The organism is Halogranum gelatinilyticum (assembly GCF_900103715.1).
Lineage (GTDB): Archaea > Halobacteriota > Halobacteria > Halobacteriales > Haloferacaceae > Halogranum > Halogranum gelatinilyticum.
The window spans coordinates 236,980-252,472 of sequence record NZ_FNHL01000004.1 but is presented as its reverse complement, the minus strand read 5'-3'; the positions used below and the strand labels follow the sequence as shown (position 1 = coordinate 252,472).

The following is a 15,493-nucleotide window of genomic DNA, read 5'->3' as shown; positions in this document are numbered from 1 at the left end:
GACGACCGCTCACGTTCCGTCGCCGCCGACAGTCCTCCTGCTCGGCCACACGCGATTATTTCGCTCGTCGACGTACCCTCTTGTGGTGAACCGTCATGGCAATAGACGAATCGGGAGAGCGAACTGGACAGTACGAACCCCCCGTCGCGGCCCTCGCTGAGCGCGTCGCGGGTGCGGTCATCACCCCTGAACAGCCCGAGTACGACGAGGCGCGCACCGTCTGGAACGGTCTCGTCGACCGCCGACCCGCGGCGATCGTCCGGTGTACCGGCACGGCCGACGTCGTCGCGTGTGTCGACTTCGCCCGCGAGGAGCACCTCCCGCTGTCGGTGCGCGGCGGCGGCCACAACGTCGCGGGCACCGCGGTCTGCGACGACGGTATCGTCGTCGACCTCTCGGAGCTGCGCGGCGTCCACGTCGACCCCAACCGCCGTCGGGTCCGCGTCGCTGGCGGCGCGACGTGGGCCGACGTCGACCGCGAAGCACAGCAGTTCGGTCTCGCGGTCCCCGGTGGCGTCGTCTCAGATACCGGCGTCGCGGGTCTCACGCTCGGCGGTGGCTTCGGCCACCTCCGACGCACGTACGGACTCTCGTGTGACGCCCTCCGCTCGGTGGACCTCGTTACCGCCAACGGCGACGCCCTGACCGCGAGTGCCGACGAGCACGAAGACCTCTTCTGGGCACTCCGGGGCGGTGGCGGCAACTTCGGCGTGGTCACCAGCTTCGAGTTCGAGGCGTATCCACTGGGACCGGATGTCGCCGGCTGTCTGGTGTTTCATCCGGCCGCCCGCGCGACGGAAGCCTTCCAGTTCCTGCGGGAGTACGCCGCAGACGCACCCGAGGAGGTCAGCCCGCTCGCGTTCACCGCGACGGTTCCCGACGAACCGGAGTTCCCGGAAACGGCACGCGGCGAGCCGGTCGTCGGCTTCTTCGCCTGCTACGCTGGCGAGGACCTCGAGACGGGACTGAACGTGCTCGCCCCGCTCCGGGAGTTCGATACGCCCGTGCTCGACTTCAGCGGCATCATGCCCTACACCGAGTTCCAGCGCGTCCTCGACGAAGACTACCCTGACGGCCGTCGGTACTACTGGAAATCGACCTACCTCACCGGCCTCTCGGACGCGGCCATCGACGCCATCGTCGCCGCGAGCGAGACCGCACCCTCGCCGCTCTCGACGGTCGACGTCTGGCAACTCGGCGGAGCCATCGCCGACGTCGACGAGGGCGAGACGGCCTTCGGCGAGCGCGACGCGCCCTATATGCTCGGCATCGAGGCCAACTGGGACGACGCAGAGGGAGACGACGCGAACATCGCGTGGGCCAGGGAGCTGTACGAGACGATGCAGGAGTTCTCGCCCGGTGGGCTCTACGTCAACTTCCCTGGCTTCGGCGAGGAGGGCGAGGAGTTGGTCCGGGCGGTCTACGGCGACAACTACGACCGGCTCCAGCAGGTGAAAGCACGGTACGACCCGGACAACCTGTTCCGGGCGAATCAGAACATCACGCCCGCTCCGTCGGCCTGAGCGGGCGTCGCTGGGCGTTCGTTACTCGATTTCCAGCCGCGTCTTGTCGCTGACGGCGTCGGCTTCCTCGAAGTCGCCACCGCCGAGCAGGCCGCGAGCCGCTTTCTTCCCCCATTCGACGGCGGGCTGCGTAAAGGTCGAGACGGTGTCGAGTTCGCCGTAGAGCACGCAGGCGGCCTCCATGCCGTAGAGCAGTTCGCCGAGACCGCGCTCGTCGACGCGGTCGATCTCGACGCGGATGTTCGGGCAGTCCGCCGCCGCGAGCGACGCCTCCGTCGCCTCGAACTCTGCATCCAAGAGGTCGCCGAGCGACGAGCCGCCGAGATACGCCAGCCCGTCGAGGTCCGTCTCCGGAATCGGCGTGTCCCGTTTCTCGCGGGGTCGCACGAGCGTCACGAGTTTGTCGCGCGGGCCGGCACGGTAGAGCTGGAGCTGGGAGTGCTGGTCGGTCGCGCCGAGCGCGCGGGCGGGCGTCTGGCCGACGCCGTCCTTCCCAAGGCTCTCCGCCCAGAGTTGCGCGAACCACTCGGCGAAGTATTCCAGCGACTCGGCGTAGGGCATCATTGCGTTGATGGACGCGCCGCGGCGGTCGAGCGCGTAGGTCGTCGCGCCGTAGGCGTAGGCGGGCGAATCGAACAAGGAGCCAGAGAGGCGGTCGGCCTCGTCGGCCGCGCCTGCCAGGAGGGCGTCGAGGTCGTGGCCCTGAATCGCGGCGACGGCCAGCCCGACCGTCGAGAGCGCGGAGAAACGGCCGGGAACCCCATCAGGAACCGGCAGCGCGGGCAGGTCGTGTTTGTTCGCGAGGTCTCGCAGATTCCCCGACTCGCCGGTCGTGACGAGCGTGCGGTCGGTCCAGTCGACGCCTGCTCGTTCCATCGCGTCGCGGACGACGAGGAAGTTCGCGAGCGTCTCGGCCGTCGTGCCCGAACGCGAGACGACGTTGACGACGGTGTCTTCCAGCGGGAGGTCGGCGACCATCCCCGCGACCCACTCGGGGTCGACGTTGTCGAGGTAGTAGGCGTCGACGTCGGAGTCGAGTGCTTCGGAGATGGTGGCCGCACCGAGCGCGCTGCCGCCGATGCCGACTGTCAGGACGGCTTCGGGGTCGTCGAACCGCGAGACGGCGGTCCGAATCTCGTCGGCGTCGGTCGTTTCTGGCAGATTGAGCGCGGCGTAGCCGTGTTCCGCGTCCGCGCGGCCCCGTTCGATGCGGTCGTGGGCGTCGGCGACGCGGCCGTCCAGCCGTTCGAGTCCCTCGCGGGAGATGCCGGGCGTCGCGTCGAGGACGTTACCGAGGTCGACGTACATGGGTGAACGCGCGTGTGGCGGCAGTAAAGTCGTTGTCCCTGTCGTCGGCGACCCACCACTCTCTCCCGCCCGCAATCGGGCAGTTTAATCGCTCGAAGGCCCAACCCCGAGTAATGGCAGACGGCTACCGTGGGCTGTTCGGGGCGTTCCCCTACGCGTTCGGCAGTACCGACTCCCGGCTGTTCAAATCGTACGTCCTCGTCGGCGGCGTCGCCGCCGCCGCCCTCTCCCTGTTCGTGCTTCTGGCACTGGTCGTCCTCATCGGGCAGACGGCGAGCATCCAGGGCGGGTCGCTGACGCTCTCGCGGGCGTTCTACATCGTCGTCGGTCTCTTCGTGGTGACGCCGGTCCTCGCCCCCGTCCTGCTCGTCGCCCGCCGCCACCGCCGGGAGCTGGCGGCTGGCGCGGGCGCGCGCTACGACCAGTTGCTCGCGGTCGCTGGCTACCTCTTCTTGGCCTCGCTGTTCGTCGGGCTCGTCATCTCGGTCCCCGCGGAGTTCCAGACGCCGCCGACTGGATTCTTCGCTCCGGTCGTCTCGGTGCTCTACGGGCTGCCGCCGCTGGCCGGACTGCTGCCGCCGTTCGTGGCGGGACTGCTCATCCTCGCCGTCCACCGTGTGCTCGGCCGGTAACGTCGGGATGCCCGCTCTCCCTGTGACACCGTCCCGCACCGCACCTGCGACGAAACCGGGAAAAGGACAGACGAAGTAGAGAGGACAATGACTGACGAGCCGACAGACGAAGCGAAGGAGAGCACGTTCCTCGTGACGGCCGCGGACGACGACTCGGCCGTCCTGCGGGACGTCCACGACGGGCAGGTCCACACCCTGTCGACGAACCCCGGCGTCGACCTTCACGACGCCGTCACCGGGACGGTCGCGCCCGACCCGCCGATGAACGTCTCGTGGCAACTCGTCGAGATCGAACGCCGCTGGACCATCCCGATAGAGAAGAACGACGAGTCGCCGACGGCGCACGTCACGGACATCGCGGCCGACCAGCCCGAGGGCGAGATTCACCGCGAGGAACGCGCCGGAACCGGCGAGATTCACGTTCTGACGGTCCCCGAAGAACTGACCGAACAGGCCGTCGACGACGTCGCCGACGACATCGAGACGACGCTCAGCCGGGCGGCCCGTCTCGGCGTCAACCGCGTCGAGATTCGCTGGACGCCGGGCGTCGTGAGCGTCCGCTATATGCCCTGAACCACGTCCGTCCCCGTCTTTTCACGCGTCTTCCGGTCCGGCCGCGCTCTGCACGCGCCAGCCACCGTCCATCGGGACGTCGCGTTCGACGAACTCGACTGTCGTCTCCATCCCGACCTCGCGCCCGCCGTCGACCGCTTCGACTCTGAGCGGCACGTCGAGGCTGTCGCCGCAGCAGCCGACGTCGAGGAACTCCTCGAACTCGTCGCCGGCGTGGACCCTCCCGAGCGTCTTCCGCAGGTAGTTCACGTAGCGGTCGCTCGTCAGCTGGTCGCGACCCCAGTCGCTCAGTGCCGTCGGATGGGAGACGACGACGCGCGTCGCTCGTGTCTCGGCCATACTGTCGCTACGCGCTCGACGGGCAAAGATTTCGCGCCGCATGGAGAACGCTGGAAAGAAGAAGGCTTATTCGGCATCCAGAACGAGCGCAAGCCATGAACCAGCACGCCGTACCGGAGGGAGCCTGACACCGTGTCGGGCACGATAACCCTCCCGTTCGACCTCGCGGAGGTCGACTACACGCGGTACTCGAATCGCCAACTCGCGGCCATCCCGCTCGGAGTCCTCTTCGCCGCAATCGTCGTCATCGCGGCGACCTTCGCGCTGACGGGCGCGCCGGTCGACCCCGGCGTCGAGTTCACCGGTGGGACGGAACTCCGCGTCGCCGTCGACGCACCGAGCAACGACGCCGCACGCGACCAGATCCAGTCGGCGTTCTCGACGCAGCCCGAGGCGATCCAGTCGGTCGCCGCGGCCGAGCAGACCTACATCGTGACGTTCGAGGCCGGTGACGGCTCCGGGCCGAGCACGACCCAGCTCGAACAGCAGGCCGAGTCGGCCGGGTTCGAGATCCTCTCCATCGACGCCGTCGGCCCGAGCTTCGGTGCCGACACCCAACAGACCGCACTGTTCGGCGTTCTCGTCGCCTTCCTCGGCATGAGCCTGCTCGTCTTCGCGATGTTCCGCTCGTTCGTTCCCTCCATCGCCGTCGTCATCTCGGCGTTCTCGGACATCGTCATCCCCGTCGCGCTGATGAACCTGCTCGGCATCGAACTCTCGCTCGGGACAGTCGCCGCGCTGCTGATGATCATCGGATACTCCGTCGACTCCGACATCCTGCTCAACAACCACGTCATCCGCCGGAGCGGGAGCTTCTACGAGTCCGTCGCGAGCGCGATGCGGACCGGTGTGACGATGACGCTCACGTCGCTGGCGGCGATGGTCGTCATGACCATCACGGCGACGCTGTTCGGGATTCAGCTGCTCGCCTCCATCGGGATCATCCTCGTCTTCGGTCTCACCGCCGACCTGATGAACACCTACATGCTCAACCTCAGCCTGCTTCGCTGGTGGAAGTTCGAGGGGGTGTCGCGATAATGGGCGTCCTCCGCGACAACTGGCGAGTCATCGTGCTCGTCGTCGTCCTCTTCGGGAGTTCGTTCGCACTGCTCGCACCACCGGGGACACCCGGTTCGCCCGCCGGCTCACCCGGCAACGACACCGCCCGTGAGGGGCCGACGAACCTCAAGTTCGGTCTCGAACTCTCCGGCGGGACGCGTATCCGCGCGCCGCTCGTCGGCGTGACCGCCGAGGAGGTCCAGTTCGGTAACGAGGACCTCGCGAGCGTCGAGGATAACGTCGCCGCCGAGTTGACCAACGTGTCCGTCACCGACGTGACCGCGCGTCGCGCGGCCGAGACGCAGGAGACGAACGCCGTCGAAGTGACCGCCGAGGGCGTCACGACCGACGACCTCGACCGGGCGCTCAGCGACGCGGGCTACGAACACGGCGAGGTCCGCGAGGGCGTCACCGAAATCACGCGCCAGCAGACCGTCGCCATCCTCCAGTCGAAGATCAACGAGGCGGGGCTCAGCGGGGGGACGGTCCAGCAGGTGACGACCTCGACGGGTGACAACTTCATCCTCATCGAGGTGCCGAACCAGGACCGTTCGGACGTCATCGACCTCGTCGACTCCCGCGGGAGCGTCCGCATCGACATCTACTACCAGGCGGAGAACGGGACCTACGTGACCCGCGAAGCCGTCCTCGAACAGGGTGACTTCCGCCGTATCGGCGCGGCCGTCCAGGCACAGGGCAGCCAGCCCGCGAACGTGCCGGTCACCGTCCGTGAAGACGTCGCACCGCAGTTCCGTGACGACGTCGTCGAGACCGGCGTCGCCCGCCCCGGCGGGTCGACCTGTCGCTACGACGAGGCACCCGAGAGCACCGAGTCGTGTCTCCTGACGAAGGTCGACGGTGACGTCGTCTACTCCGCCGGGATGAGCCCGTCGCTCGCGAACAGTATGCAGACGGGCGAGTGGGTCGACGACCCGCAGTTCATCCTCGGGACGACCAACTTCTCGGAAGCCCAGACGCTCGCTATCAACCTCCGTGCAGGCGCGCTCCCGGCCCAGCTCGACATCGGCCAGGGCGGCGAGGGAACCTCCTCGTTCATCTCGCCCGCACAGGGTGAGAGCTTCAAGTTCGACTCGCTCCTCACGGGTATCATCGCCGTCCTCGCCGTCAGCGGGGTCGTCTTCCTCCGTTACGGCGAGGCGAAGGTCGCCTTGCCGATGATCGTCACGGCACTCTCGGAGGTGGTCATCCTCCTCGGGTTCGCCGCGGCCATCGGCTACCCCATCGACCTCTCGGTCATCGCGGGCTTCATCGCGGTCATCGGGACCGGGGTGGACGACCTCATCATCATCGCCGACGAGGTGATGCAGGAAGGTGACGTCCGCTCGCGGAAGATCTTCCAGTCACGCTTCCGCAAGGCGTTCTGGGTCATCGGCGCGGCCGCCGCGACGACCATCATCGCCATGAGCCCGCTCGCCGTGCTCTCGCTCGGCGACCTCCAGGGCTTCGCCATCTTCACCATCCTCGGTGTCATCGCTGGCGTGCTCCTGACGCGACCCGCCTACGGTGACATCCTGCGCTCGCTCTTGACCGAGGACCGCTAAGCAATCGACGCGGAACGCTTTTTGCTCACCCATTTGACTCGCGAGCCATGCCCTCCGACGAGTCGGAACTGACGGAAGCAGAAGTCAGAGCAGTTGTTCGCGAGGAACTCGACGCCGCGCTGCGACACCAACGAACGACGATACTCGGGAGCTTCGCGTTCTTCGGTGGCTTGGCAGTGCTGTTTGTGGGGATTGCTCTCGCAAACGCCGGCGCGGTGTTCGGCATCGGGCTCCTGGTCGGACTGTTCGGAGCGGCCGCACTCTACGGCCAACAGCCGTTCAACCGTTCCAGCGAAAGCGGGTCGCCGTCGCCGGCCGACGACTAACTCACATCGTTCTCACCCGCCGAGAACGAGCGTCCGGATACATCGACTCGGATGGCGAAGGAGGACCTGTACCACCATCAGAACACCTGAACCTGTCGGGGACGACAGGCACCGACTTCCACCATGGCAGCACCCACCCCACTCCGAGACGACGAAACAGACGGAGCCAGTCCGACCGACACCATCCCGAACGAATCGCAGGAGCGGGTCTCTCACGAGACGGAGACGACGCTCGGATGCTACGCGGCGACGGTCGTTCACTACGAGGGCGCGCCCGACGAGTGTACCATCTACCCGACCGACGTCGCAGACGCGGAGTTAGTGACGACGTGGATTTCGGCCCAAGAGGGGTCGTACGTCTCGCTGGCGGAGATGGGTTAGAACTCGCCCAGCGACGACTGCTCTTGGGCAGCGAGAAGGTCCGCACACGTCGACCACGACCGACGCGCGCAGGCTGGCACGTCACCGGTCTCGGCGACGTACCTTTTGAGAAACTCCCTCGTCTTCGGGTCGCTCGGATAGCCGCTGCCGACCGGGCCGTAGTCGGCGTACTCCTCGGAGATGTTCTCGACCTGCCGGTCGCGCTCGACCTTCGCGACGATGCTCGCCGCGCCGACGATTGCGTGGGATTCGTCGGCACCGTGTTCCGAGACGACCTCGATTCGGATGTCTGCTCTCTCCGACACGCCCTCGCGGACCCGCCGCCCGAACCGTGCCTCGCTCACGTCGCCTGCGTCGACGACGACGGTGTCACCCTCGCGTGCGACGCTCGCGACGGCTTCGACCTGCGCCGCGACCGTCAGGGAGTTCATATCCGTCTCGGGATCGTCGATTTGCTCTGTCGGGACGATGCCGACGCCGACCGTGATGTCGTCGTGGCGTCTGAGGGTTTCAGCGATTTCCGTCCGACGTGCTGGCTTGACGCGCTTCGAGTCGTCGATGCCGTCGGGGAGAGCGTCGGAATCGGCGCGGACAGCGGCGGCGACCATCGGGCCCAAGACTGGCCCTTTGCCTGCTTCGTCGGCTCCGACGTGAATCATACTCGGGTGGTTTCGGTGGGGTGACTAAGCGATTTGCTTCTCTGACTCGTTGTCGTGTGTCCTGGTGGTGTGAGCAATTCGGCACCATGCACTGGATTCGCTGGGACCACCTCGAAAGCCCACGCACTCTCGGGTCGATGGACTCGCTGTGCTCCTCGTCTCGTTTCACTCGACTGCGGTGCTTACATCGTCCGTCTTCCCCGAGAGCCCGTCCCCTTTCAGTCCCACCCGCCGCAGCCACACCCTCCCCAGCCGATTCGCTCACTCGCAGGCTCGTTCGCTCATCCCTCGCACGAGTGGCTCGCGGCGATGAAACGCCGCGAAGCCACGCGCCACTGAAGATGGATAATTCAGCGCAGAAAGAGAAGAAAACGCGCTACTCAGCCTGCTTGAAGAACTCCTCGTCCTCGAAGGCTTCCTCCTCGCCCTCGACCGCGACCACGTCGAGTGCCGTCACGACGGCGTCGACACCGAGAATGCCTGCCAGACTCGGGTTCGTCCGCCCCTCGTCGCCGGAGACGAGTTCCTTGATGTAGAGACCGCCCGCGCCGTGGATATCGACGGTGGCGTGGCGGGCGTCGTGGAGTTCGCCGTCCGCGTCGTAGACGTCCCGCGTCCGGGTGAGGCTGGCGCGCCGGTGGTCGACCCGGTGAGGCGTGTACTGTTCGACCGTCGCCCCGTCGAGTTCCGCGAGTGCTTCCTTCAGTGCGTCGGCGGTCACGTCGTCGCCGAACTCGACCTCCGCGCGGTAGGTCTTGTTGGCGTCGAGTTCTTTCACGCGCTCGACCATGTCGTAGGTCGCGAGCCGAAGCCCTTCGACCTCGACCTTGCCCTCGGCGAAGGCGTTGATGTCGCCCTCCAGCTGCTCGACGTCGACGACGCGCCGTCGCGGCTCCTTCACCTCGATGACGAACGGTCGGCCCGTGCCGAGCATCAGGGCGTCGACGTCCTCGCGGCCCGCGCCGTGGAACAGTGCCTCGATGCCGTCCATCACGTCGAGGACGACCGGCGCGGTGAGTTGCTCGACGCTCTCGTCGTAGAGGTAGCCCGAGCCACCACAGTAGTCACAGGGCTGTTTGCCCTGGTAGCCGCTGCCGTCACACTCGCGACACGGCCACTCCGTCTGCGGGATGTCGCGTTCCAGCTTTCGGTAGCGGCCGTAGACGAACGCCGAGTGGACGCGCGTCTCGACCGTGTCGCCTTCGAGGTCCAGCGTGAACTGGACGTCCGGCCGACCGAAGTCGACCTCCGTCTCCGTCAGCCGACCGACGCGCTTGCCGACCTCGCGGTTGAACTCCGATTTGAACAGCTCACCCGCGTCCTCGGGCAGTCCTGCGCCCTCACGCAGGAGTAGCTCGTTCTCCTCGACGAGCGGCGGCGCGCGCGTTCCGACCTGGTACGTCCCGAATTCCGTGCCCTCGATGCTCTCCGCGCAGCGTTCGGCCCACTCGTCGAACTCGTCACAGAGACCTTCACAGACCCAGCAGTCTGCGGTATCGACCGGCTCGAACGGCTCGTCGGCGTCCAGTGCGGCGGCGACGCGGAGGCTTCGGCCCCGCTCGGCGTTCGTCAACCCGAAACTCCGCTCGGCGAAGACCCGGCCGAGACAGGCGTCACACAGCGGGCCGCTCGCGGCCAGTTCGCGGGCGTCGTCGAGAATGCTCATGCTCTATCGCTGTCCGCGCGGATGTAATTGCCTTGCTATTCGGCGAGTCGCTGCCGCTCGCACCGGTGACCGGTCCCGGTCGGTACTGGCCACCCACCGGACCACCCACCGGACTACCCACCGGGCCGACGACGAACGATCACCACTCACTCCATGTGGCGTGTTAGCGTGCGTTAGAGAATACTCTTATTTATCGAGCGTTTAGCGAAGTTATACACCAATACAACTACCAAAATGAAGTTCGTATCTAATCTCTCTGCGAATCGTGATGCACTGTTGTTCGTCGCCCTCGCCTTCGTCTGGGGTACCTCGTTCATGGCGATCAAGGCCGGTCTCGCGGAACTCCCGCCGGTTCTCTTTGCGGCCCTCCGCTACGACGTCGCTGGCGTCCTCCTGCTCGCCGTCGCGCTCTGGCGGACCGACCGCTGGCGGCCGGGGACGCGCGAGGAGTGGACGCTTGTCGCCGTCGGCGGCTTGCTGGTCATCGGCCTCCATTTCGGCCTTCTCTTCACGGGCCAGCAGTACGTGACGAGTGCCACCGGCGCGATTATCCTGAGCACGACACCGATGTTGACGCCGCTGTTCGCGTGGCTCCTCCTGCCGGACGAGGGACTCGGCCTGCCGGGGATGCTCGGCGTGCTCTTCGGGCTCGCGGGCGTCGTCGCCGTCGCCAACCCCGACCCGTCGGTCCTCGGCGGGCAGTTCATCGGCGTCGGGCTGATGTTCCTCGCGGCCGTGAGCTTCGCGTTCGGTGCGGTTCTCACGAAGCGACTGCCCGGCCACCTGCCGCTGGCGACGACGCAGGCCTGGACGATGCTGCTCGGCGCGGGCTTCCTCCACGTCCTCCACGTCGTGCTCGGCGAACCCGCGCTGTCGACCGTCGCGTGGTCGACCGACGTCCTGCTCTCGCTGGGCTACCTCGCGGTCGTCGCCGGTGCAGGCGGCTTCCTCGTCTACTTCCACCTGCTGGACCGCCTCGGCCCGACCGAGATCAGCCTCGTCAACTACGCCGTCCCGGTCTTCGCCGCGCTCTCGGGCTGGGCACTGCTCGGCGAGACCATCACCACGGCGACCGTCGGCGGCTTCGCGCTCATCCTCGTCGGCTTCGCGCTGATGAAGTGGAACGCCGTCTTCGGCCGCGTCGTCCGCCTCGAAGCCCGTCTCGCCCGCGGCTACACGGCGAAGAACGTCTACGTGCCGGACACGCCCGCTCGTGACGGCGGCCACGGCTATCCGAGCGACGACTGACGCGGCCGAAGTAGTCGACGGAGCCGAGAATCAGACGAGTCCGAGTCTGCCGACGGCCCACACCACGACGAGTGCCGACAGCGCGCCGAGCGCGAGGATGAACCCTACGATTGCGACGACCGCCAGCAGCAGAAACCGACGGTCGGTCGCCGCGTCGCCGGGGTCGAGTCGACGTGCTTCGAGCAGGCCGACGTTGCGCGCGTTGGCCTTCCAGACCGCGTCGAAGGCGTCGCCGACGACGGGCAACGAGCCGATGGTGGCGTCAACGACGAGGTTGAACAGCATCCGCGCGAGCGTCTCGCGCGGGACACCGAGATACGCGGCTTCGACGACGATGTACGCCGCGAGCACCGCGCCCGGAACGTCGCCGACGACCGGGAGAAGGCCGAGAATCGGGTCGAGTCCGATCCGATACTGCGTCCCCGGAATCCGAAACGCGTTGTCGAGCAGGTGGCTGATGCCGTGGAGGCGGTCGAGCGTCTCCTGAGCCTCCGCCTCGTCGGCGACGGAGAGCCACGACTCTCCGGACGGCGCGTCGCCCACACGCGGTGACGTGTCACTCACACGACGTGGAAGGTCGGCGAGTGGCTTGAGTCTCCCGGCGATTTTTCACCGACGAACGACAACGTCGCGCCGATGTCGCTCCGTCCCGACCACGCGCTTCGCGTCCGACTCGGCGTCGCGGTCGCCGCCGTCCTCGGCTTCGACGCCCTCCTCGTCTTCGCCCCGGCGTGGGCGGTCGCCCAGCTCGTGCCGAACGTCACGCTCCGCGACGCGGTGCTGGCTGCCGCGGTCGTGACGCCGGTCCTCGTCGTCCTCCAGGGCTGGTTCGCGTACCGACGGACGCTGGGCGCGCTCTCCCCGCGCACGGTCAGTCCCGAGGAGGAACCGGAACTGCACGCGCTCCTCGACCGCCTCTGTCGGCAGGGCGACGTGCCGAAGCCCGGCCTCGCCGTCGCCGATTCGACGGTGCCGAACAGCGTCGTCGCGGGCCGTCCCGGCGACCCGGTCGTCGTCGTGACGACGGCGCTCGTCGACGCGCTCGACCGTGAGGAACTCGCGGCGGTCCTCGCCCACGAACTCGCCCACGTCAAGAACCGCGACCGCTTCGCGACGGTGTTCGCCGCTGCCCCGGCCATCCTCGCCCACCAGTATCTCGTCTGGCAGTCGCGACGGCTGAGCCGGGAGGTCGAACGGGCCGACCGAGGCGGTCTCGTCGGTTCCGGCGAGAGCGACTTCGCGAGTGGCCTGCTCGGTATCGCCGTCGGCCTGGTCTTCGGCGTCGTCAGCGAGGCCGTCTTCCGGCTCTTCGCCACCCAACGGGAGTACGCCGCCGACCGGGCCGCCGCACGGCTCACCGGAAACCCGGCGGCGCTGGCCGCTGCGCTCTCGACGCTCGACGAGCGGGTCCGTGCGGTCCCCCGGGGGGACCTCCGTACACAGGAAGGGAGCGTGCAGGCGGTGTCGTTCCTGCCGTATCCGTTCGAGCACCGCGAGCAGCGCGCCGACACCAACGCGGACATCGACTGGACCGATCCGGCCGCCGTCGAGTCGATGTACGAGAACCAGCCGCTGAAGCGACGGACCGACGAGAAGAACGAGGAGCCGATTCCGCTTCCGGTGCGGTCGCATCCGTCGACTCGCCGCCGTGTCGACCGACTTCGGTCGATGGTGTGAGTCGCGGTGGGAGGGTAGCAGCGTCAGCGGATGGCGGGCGATTCTTGGTGGGGTCGTCTCAGCGGCGTCAACAGCGTCAACGACGTCAACGGCGTCGACACCGGCACCGTCGTCAGTCGCGGCGGCGACCGACGGCGACAGCGACGGCGACTGTGACGGCGAACAGTGCCGCAAACAGCGGATGCGTGACCGCGTAGACTGCGGCGGGCGCGGCGAGCGCGAACGCCAGCGAGACGTGGACGGCGGGTGCGGGTCGGCGGGTCTGGTAGTCGGACGATACGGTGTGTCGGGTGACGCGAGTGCGTGTCATCGGATGTGTGTGAATGGTCGTGGTCGGCGGGCGGTACGGCGGGCCGACCGTCACGGGCGTGGGAGGGCCGACGCGGAGTTATTCAGGAGACCGCGAGGGCGTCACCGACAGCAGTCAACGTGGTCGGACGGCTGTCAACTGATGCCGGTCTGTGAGTCGGCCGTGACGGCCGCATGCTTGATGCCGAATCCGGCGGCCAGTCGGCTGGCGACGTCGTCTGCGTCGACAGCGTCGCTGTCGGCGGTGACGTCGTGACCGTCCGCGCGGACGACGAGTCGCGCACGGACGTCGACGGTGAGGTCGTTCAGGCCGGGTTGGAGACCGCGGATTTCGACGTCGTCGACGCGGTGAACGTCGGCGATTTTCCGGAGACGGTCGCGAACCCCGTCGTAGAGGTCGCCGCGCGCGTTGCGCGAGACGAGGACGGTGAGTTCGGCGCGGACCGTCATGTCGTGTTGGTAGGTTGACATGAGTCCCCTGCCGCGAGTCGAACGCGGTGTGCCGGACGGCACAGCCTCGGGTGGAACCCGCAGGGGTCGACAGCGATGTCTCTCACTGTGGGAGCGGCAGCCGGACCGACGGGCCGAGTCGTCGGGACTCGGCGGTCGGTGACGGTTCGACGCTGCCGACGGGGTCGGTCACGTGGACCGCTGGTGTGGGTCACACGGACCGAACCGGTCGGCTGGCTGTCGTCGGATGGAAGCGGCGGAGAAGGCAGAACCCGTACTCGGGTTCGACCGACAGCGTCGACCCTGCTTCGTGAGAGTGAGAGAAGCGGGTCGACGGCCGCCGCATCCGTCTATGCGACGACGAGGTCGAACCGAGTGCGCGGGTGAGTACCCACGCCGACCCCATTGCCGCACTTCGTGCGGCGAACCGTCCCGTCGCTGCCATAGCGGGCGAGCATCGGGATGGGAGAGTCGAGCGTGGTCATGTGGGTCACCTCGCGCGGCGTGACTGCCACGCGCTTGGCGTATCCTACATGATTCGTGGTACTCACTTAAAGATTGTTCGTGTGTGACACGAACTGACAGGGATAGCACCGGCGCGTGGCGAGCGGGGAGTCTGGGTCACAGTACTCCGGCGTTCAATTCGCACGGATTCCGTTCGTCGCTACGCCGAGTCCGTCGGCGTGACTCCGTGGCGGTCGACCGCTGTCTGGACCGTTTCCCAGGACGTCGGCGGGTCGAAGGCGGCGAGTTTCGTTTCGACGGCGTCGACTTGGTCGCCGTACTGTTCGACCCACTCGTCGCGGGCGACGTCGGCGAGTCGCTCCCGCAGTCGCGTCCGCCGTTCGGCGAGCCTGTCGAGCGTCGGTTCGAGGTCGTCGAGTGAGCCGTCACCCTCGATATCCTCCCGCGCTTTCCACGTCCGAATCCCCTCGAGTTCGGCCCGGACGTCCGCCGCCAACAGATCGTGCACGGCGAGCTGCTGGGAAATCGTCGCCCACGCGAGGGCGGGGTCGGAGACGCGCTCGGAGCCGTCGGGGGGGTCGTCGGATTCGCCCGTCGCGAAGTCTACCAGCGTCTCGACACTGGCCGCGAGTTCGTCGTGCGAGGCGTCGAGGGCATCGACGTCCTCACGCAGTTCGCGGACGCGGACGGCGTTCGACGCGAGCCACTTGCCGAAGCCGTCCTCGATGGCCAACATGAGGTCGTCGGCGTCGCGCTGCACCTCGTTGGCGTCGGTGGTGAGCTGCCGAATCTCCCGGCCGATCTCGAAGAGGTCCCCGTCGCGCTCCTGCCGTTCGACGAGACGCTGTAGCCGGGGGCCGAGTGCCGCGGCCCGCTCTTCGACACGCTCGACCTGGGTCTCGAAACGCGAGAGTCGTGCGGCAACGACGTCGAGGTCGGCGACGCCACTCGCCTTCTCCCGTGCCTCGCTCAGCTCCATGCGTGCCAGCTCGACCCGTGTCTCCGGGGTCGAGACGACCTTCGAGACGTGTGCGAGCGAGTCCTGTGCGGCCTCCCGAGACACGACGCCGTCGTCGCTGACGTAGCCGAGTGCGGCGCGGACTGTGTCCGCCTCGGCGTCCCGCGTCTCCACCAGCTGGTCGACTACCTCGTCCACTGGACGGCCTTCGAGGGACGCAGCGTCGCTCACGTCCGAATCCGAGCTCATAGCCACCGCTTGCGATGGCGACTCGTTATATCTTCCGTCATGTATATACTGTGAAATATGTAGCACTCGGTATCCCTCCATCTCGGTGCGTGTGGTGGACTGTCTCATG

Annotated in this window: 18 protein-coding genes; 9 read left to right on the top strand and 9 right to left on the bottom strand. The window is 67.4% G+C overall.

Annotated elements, in window-relative coordinates; genetic code table 11:
* The first annotated feature begins 95 nt into the window (after window positions 1-95).
* Entirely contained in the window at window positions 96-1,523 is a 1,428-nt protein-coding gene (locus BLR57_RS14665; protein WP_089698775.1) for an FAD-binding oxidoreductase, read from the top strand.
* A gap of 21 nt (window positions 1,524-1,544) precedes the next feature.
* On the opposite strand, the gene BLR57_RS14660 is transcribed toward BLR57_RS14665, so the two are convergent.
* Window positions 1,545-2,831, bottom strand: a complete 1,287-nt coding sequence (locus BLR57_RS14660; protein WP_089698774.1) for a glucose-6-phosphate isomerase — start codon at window positions 2,829-2,831, stop codon at window positions 1,545-1,547.
* 113 nt (window positions 2,832-2,944) lie between these two features.
* On the opposite strand from BLR57_RS14660, the gene BLR57_RS14655 reads away from it, so the two are divergent.
* Window positions 2,945-3,463: a DUF8056 family protein gene (locus BLR57_RS14655; RefSeq protein ID WP_089698773.1), complete on the top strand. Its 519-nt coding sequence runs from the start codon at window positions 2,945-2,947 to the stop codon at window positions 3,461-3,463.
* A gap of 87 nt (window positions 3,464-3,550) precedes the next feature.
* Window positions 3,551-4,036: a DUF5812 family protein gene (locus BLR57_RS14650; protein ID WP_089698772.1), complete on the top strand. Its 486-nt coding sequence runs from the start codon at window positions 3,551-3,553 to the stop codon at window positions 4,034-4,036.
* Window positions 4,037-4,057: 21 nt separating this feature from the next.
* Here the strand turns inward: BLR57_RS14650 and BLR57_RS14645 are convergent, their stop codons facing one another.
* Entirely contained in the window at window positions 4,058-4,375 is a 318-nt protein-coding gene (locus BLR57_RS14645; RefSeq protein WP_089698771.1) for a DUF7968 family protein, read from the bottom strand.
* A 132-nt stretch (window positions 4,376-4,507) separates the two neighbouring features.
* Here BLR57_RS14645 and secF point away from each other — a divergent pair, with 132 nt between their 5' ends.
* The 4 genes from secF to BLR57_RS14625 all read left to right on the top strand — a co-directional run bounded on the left by secF (window position 4,508) and on the right by BLR57_RS14625 (window position 7,703).
* Window positions 4,508-5,413 carry a protein translocase subunit SecF gene (gene secF, locus BLR57_RS14640; protein ID WP_170830657.1) on the top strand — a complete coding sequence of 302 codons (906 nt, stop codon included), beginning with the start codon at window positions 4,508-4,510 and terminating at the stop codon, window positions 5,411-5,413.
* Window positions 5,413-6,996, top strand: a complete 1,584-nt coding sequence (locus BLR57_RS14635) for a preprotein translocase subunit SecD (protein ID WP_089698770.1) — start codon at window positions 5,413-5,415, stop codon at window positions 6,994-6,996. The genes secF and BLR57_RS14635 overlap by 1 nt, the downstream gene beginning before the upstream one ends.
* A 47-nt stretch (window positions 6,997-7,043) precedes the next feature.
* Window positions 7,044-7,322 carry a hypothetical protein gene (locus tag BLR57_RS14630; protein ID WP_089698769.1) on the top strand — a complete coding sequence of 93 codons (279 nt, stop codon included), beginning with the start codon at window positions 7,044-7,046 and terminating at the stop codon, window positions 7,320-7,322.
* Window positions 7,323-7,445: 123 nt separating this feature from the next.
* Complete coding sequence (locus tag BLR57_RS14625; RefSeq protein ID WP_089698768.1) at window positions 7,446-7,703, top strand: DUF7511 domain-containing protein; 258 nt, start codon at window positions 7,446-7,448, stop codon at window positions 7,701-7,703.
* On the opposite strand, the gene rnhB is transcribed toward BLR57_RS14625, so the two are convergent.
* Window positions 7,700-8,359, bottom strand: coding sequence for a ribonuclease HII (gene rnhB, locus BLR57_RS14620; protein ID WP_089699077.1), 660 nt, complete (start codon window positions 8,357-8,359; stop codon window positions 7,700-7,702). The two genes, BLR57_RS14625 and rnhB, sit on opposite strands and share 4 nt — an antisense overlap.
* 379 nt (window positions 8,360-8,738) lie before the next feature.
* Window positions 8,739-10,028 carry a tRNA pseudouridine(54/55) synthase Pus10 gene (locus BLR57_RS14615; protein ID WP_089698767.1) on the bottom strand — a complete coding sequence of 430 codons (1,290 nt, stop codon included), beginning with the start codon at window positions 10,026-10,028 and terminating at the stop codon, window positions 8,739-8,741.
* Window positions 10,029-10,262: 234 nt separating this feature from the next.
* On the opposite strand from BLR57_RS14615, the gene BLR57_RS14610 reads away from it, so the two are divergent.
* Window positions 10,263-11,276 (top strand): DMT family transporter, encoded by a 1,014-nt coding sequence (locus tag BLR57_RS14610; protein WP_089698766.1) that lies wholly within the window; start codon window positions 10,263-10,265, stop codon window positions 11,274-11,276.
* A 30-nt stretch (window positions 11,277-11,306) separates the two neighbouring features.
* Here BLR57_RS14610 and BLR57_RS14605 read toward each other — a convergent pair whose 3' ends face one another.
* Window positions 11,307-11,819, bottom strand: coding sequence for a DUF4112 domain-containing protein (locus BLR57_RS14605; protein WP_244510051.1), 513 nt, complete (start codon window positions 11,817-11,819; stop codon window positions 11,307-11,309).
* Between the two features lie 93 nt (window positions 11,820-11,912).
* On the opposite strand from BLR57_RS14605, the gene BLR57_RS14600 reads away from it, so the two are divergent.
* On the top strand, window positions 11,913-12,953 hold the full coding sequence (locus tag BLR57_RS14600) for a M48 family metalloprotease (RefSeq protein WP_089698764.1): 1,041 nt from the start codon (window positions 11,913-11,915) through the stop codon (window positions 12,951-12,953).
* Window positions 12,954-13,065: 112 nt separating this feature from the next.
* On the opposite strand, the gene BLR57_RS14595 is transcribed toward BLR57_RS14600, so the two are convergent.
* From BLR57_RS14595 to BLR57_RS14585, 4 genes are all read right to left on the bottom strand, one after another.
* Window positions 13,066-13,263: a hypothetical protein gene (locus BLR57_RS14595; RefSeq protein WP_139173369.1), complete on the bottom strand. Its 198-nt coding sequence runs from the start codon at window positions 13,261-13,263 to the stop codon at window positions 13,066-13,068.
* A gap of 134 nt (window positions 13,264-13,397) precedes the next feature.
* Window positions 13,398-13,733 (bottom strand): hypothetical protein, encoded by a 336-nt coding sequence (locus BLR57_RS14590; RefSeq protein ID WP_089698762.1) that lies wholly within the window; start codon window positions 13,731-13,733, stop codon window positions 13,398-13,400.
* 329 nt (window positions 13,734-14,062) lie between these two features.
* Window positions 14,063-14,197: a hypothetical protein gene (locus tag BLR57_RS19905; RefSeq protein WP_280140457.1), complete on the bottom strand. Its 135-nt coding sequence runs from the start codon at window positions 14,195-14,197 to the stop codon at window positions 14,063-14,065.
* A 179-nt stretch (window positions 14,198-14,376) separates the two neighbouring features.
* A complete protein-coding gene (locus BLR57_RS14585) occupies window positions 14,377-15,384 on the bottom strand; it encodes a halo transducer protein (protein WP_211603293.1) in 1,008 nt (335 codons plus the stop codon).
* Between the last annotated feature and the right edge of the window lie 109 nt (window positions 15,385-15,493).

Coding starts and splice junctions, on each gene's coding strand:
- BLR57_RS14645 (WP_089698771.1), bottom strand. CDS start 4,375: ATGGCCGAGACACGAGCGACGCGCGTCGTCGTCTCCCATCCGACGGCA.
- BLR57_RS14655 (WP_089698773.1), top strand. CDS start 2,945: ATGGCAGACGGCTACCGTGGGCTGTTCGGGGCGTTCCCCTACGCGTTC.
- BLR57_RS14625 (WP_089698768.1), top strand. CDS start 7,446: ATGGCAGCACCCACCCCACTCCGAGACGACGAAACAGACGGAGCCAGT.
- BLR57_RS14590 (WP_089698762.1), bottom strand. CDS start 13,733: ATGTCAACCTACCAACACGACATGACGGTCCGCGCCGAACTCACCGTC.
- BLR57_RS14595 (WP_139173369.1), bottom strand. CDS start 13,263: ATGACACGCACTCGCGTCACCCGACACACCGTATCGTCCGACTACCAG.
- BLR57_RS14660 (WP_089698774.1), bottom strand. CDS start 2,831: ATGTACGTCGACCTCGGTAACGTCCTCGACGCGACGCCCGGCATCTCC.
- BLR57_RS14615 (WP_089698767.1), bottom strand. CDS start 10,028: ATGAGCATTCTCGACGACGCCCGCGAACTGGCCGCGAGCGGCCCGCTG.
- BLR57_RS14585 (WP_211603293.1), bottom strand. CDS start 15,384: ATGAGCTCGGATTCGGACGTGAGCGACGCTGCGTCCCTCGAAGGCCGT.
- BLR57_RS14600 (WP_089698764.1), top strand. CDS start 11,913: ATGTCGCTCCGTCCCGACCACGCGCTTCGCGTCCGACTCGGCGTCGCG.
- BLR57_RS14610 (WP_089698766.1), top strand. CDS start 10,263: ATGAAGTTCGTATCTAATCTCTCTGCGAATCGTGATGCACTGTTGTTC.
- BLR57_RS14635 (WP_089698770.1), top strand. CDS start 5,413: ATGGGCGTCCTCCGCGACAACTGGCGAGTCATCGTGCTCGTCGTCGTC.
- BLR57_RS14665 (WP_089698775.1), top strand. CDS start 96: ATGGCAATAGACGAATCGGGAGAGCGAACTGGACAGTACGAACCCCCC.
- BLR57_RS19905 (WP_280140457.1), bottom strand. CDS start 14,197: ATGACCACGCTCGACTCTCCCATCCCGATGCTCGCCCGCTATGGCAGC.
- BLR57_RS14630 (WP_089698769.1), top strand. CDS start 7,044: ATGCCCTCCGACGAGTCGGAACTGACGGAAGCAGAAGTCAGAGCAGTT.
- BLR57_RS14650 (WP_089698772.1), top strand. CDS start 3,551: ATGACTGACGAGCCGACAGACGAAGCGAAGGAGAGCACGTTCCTCGTG.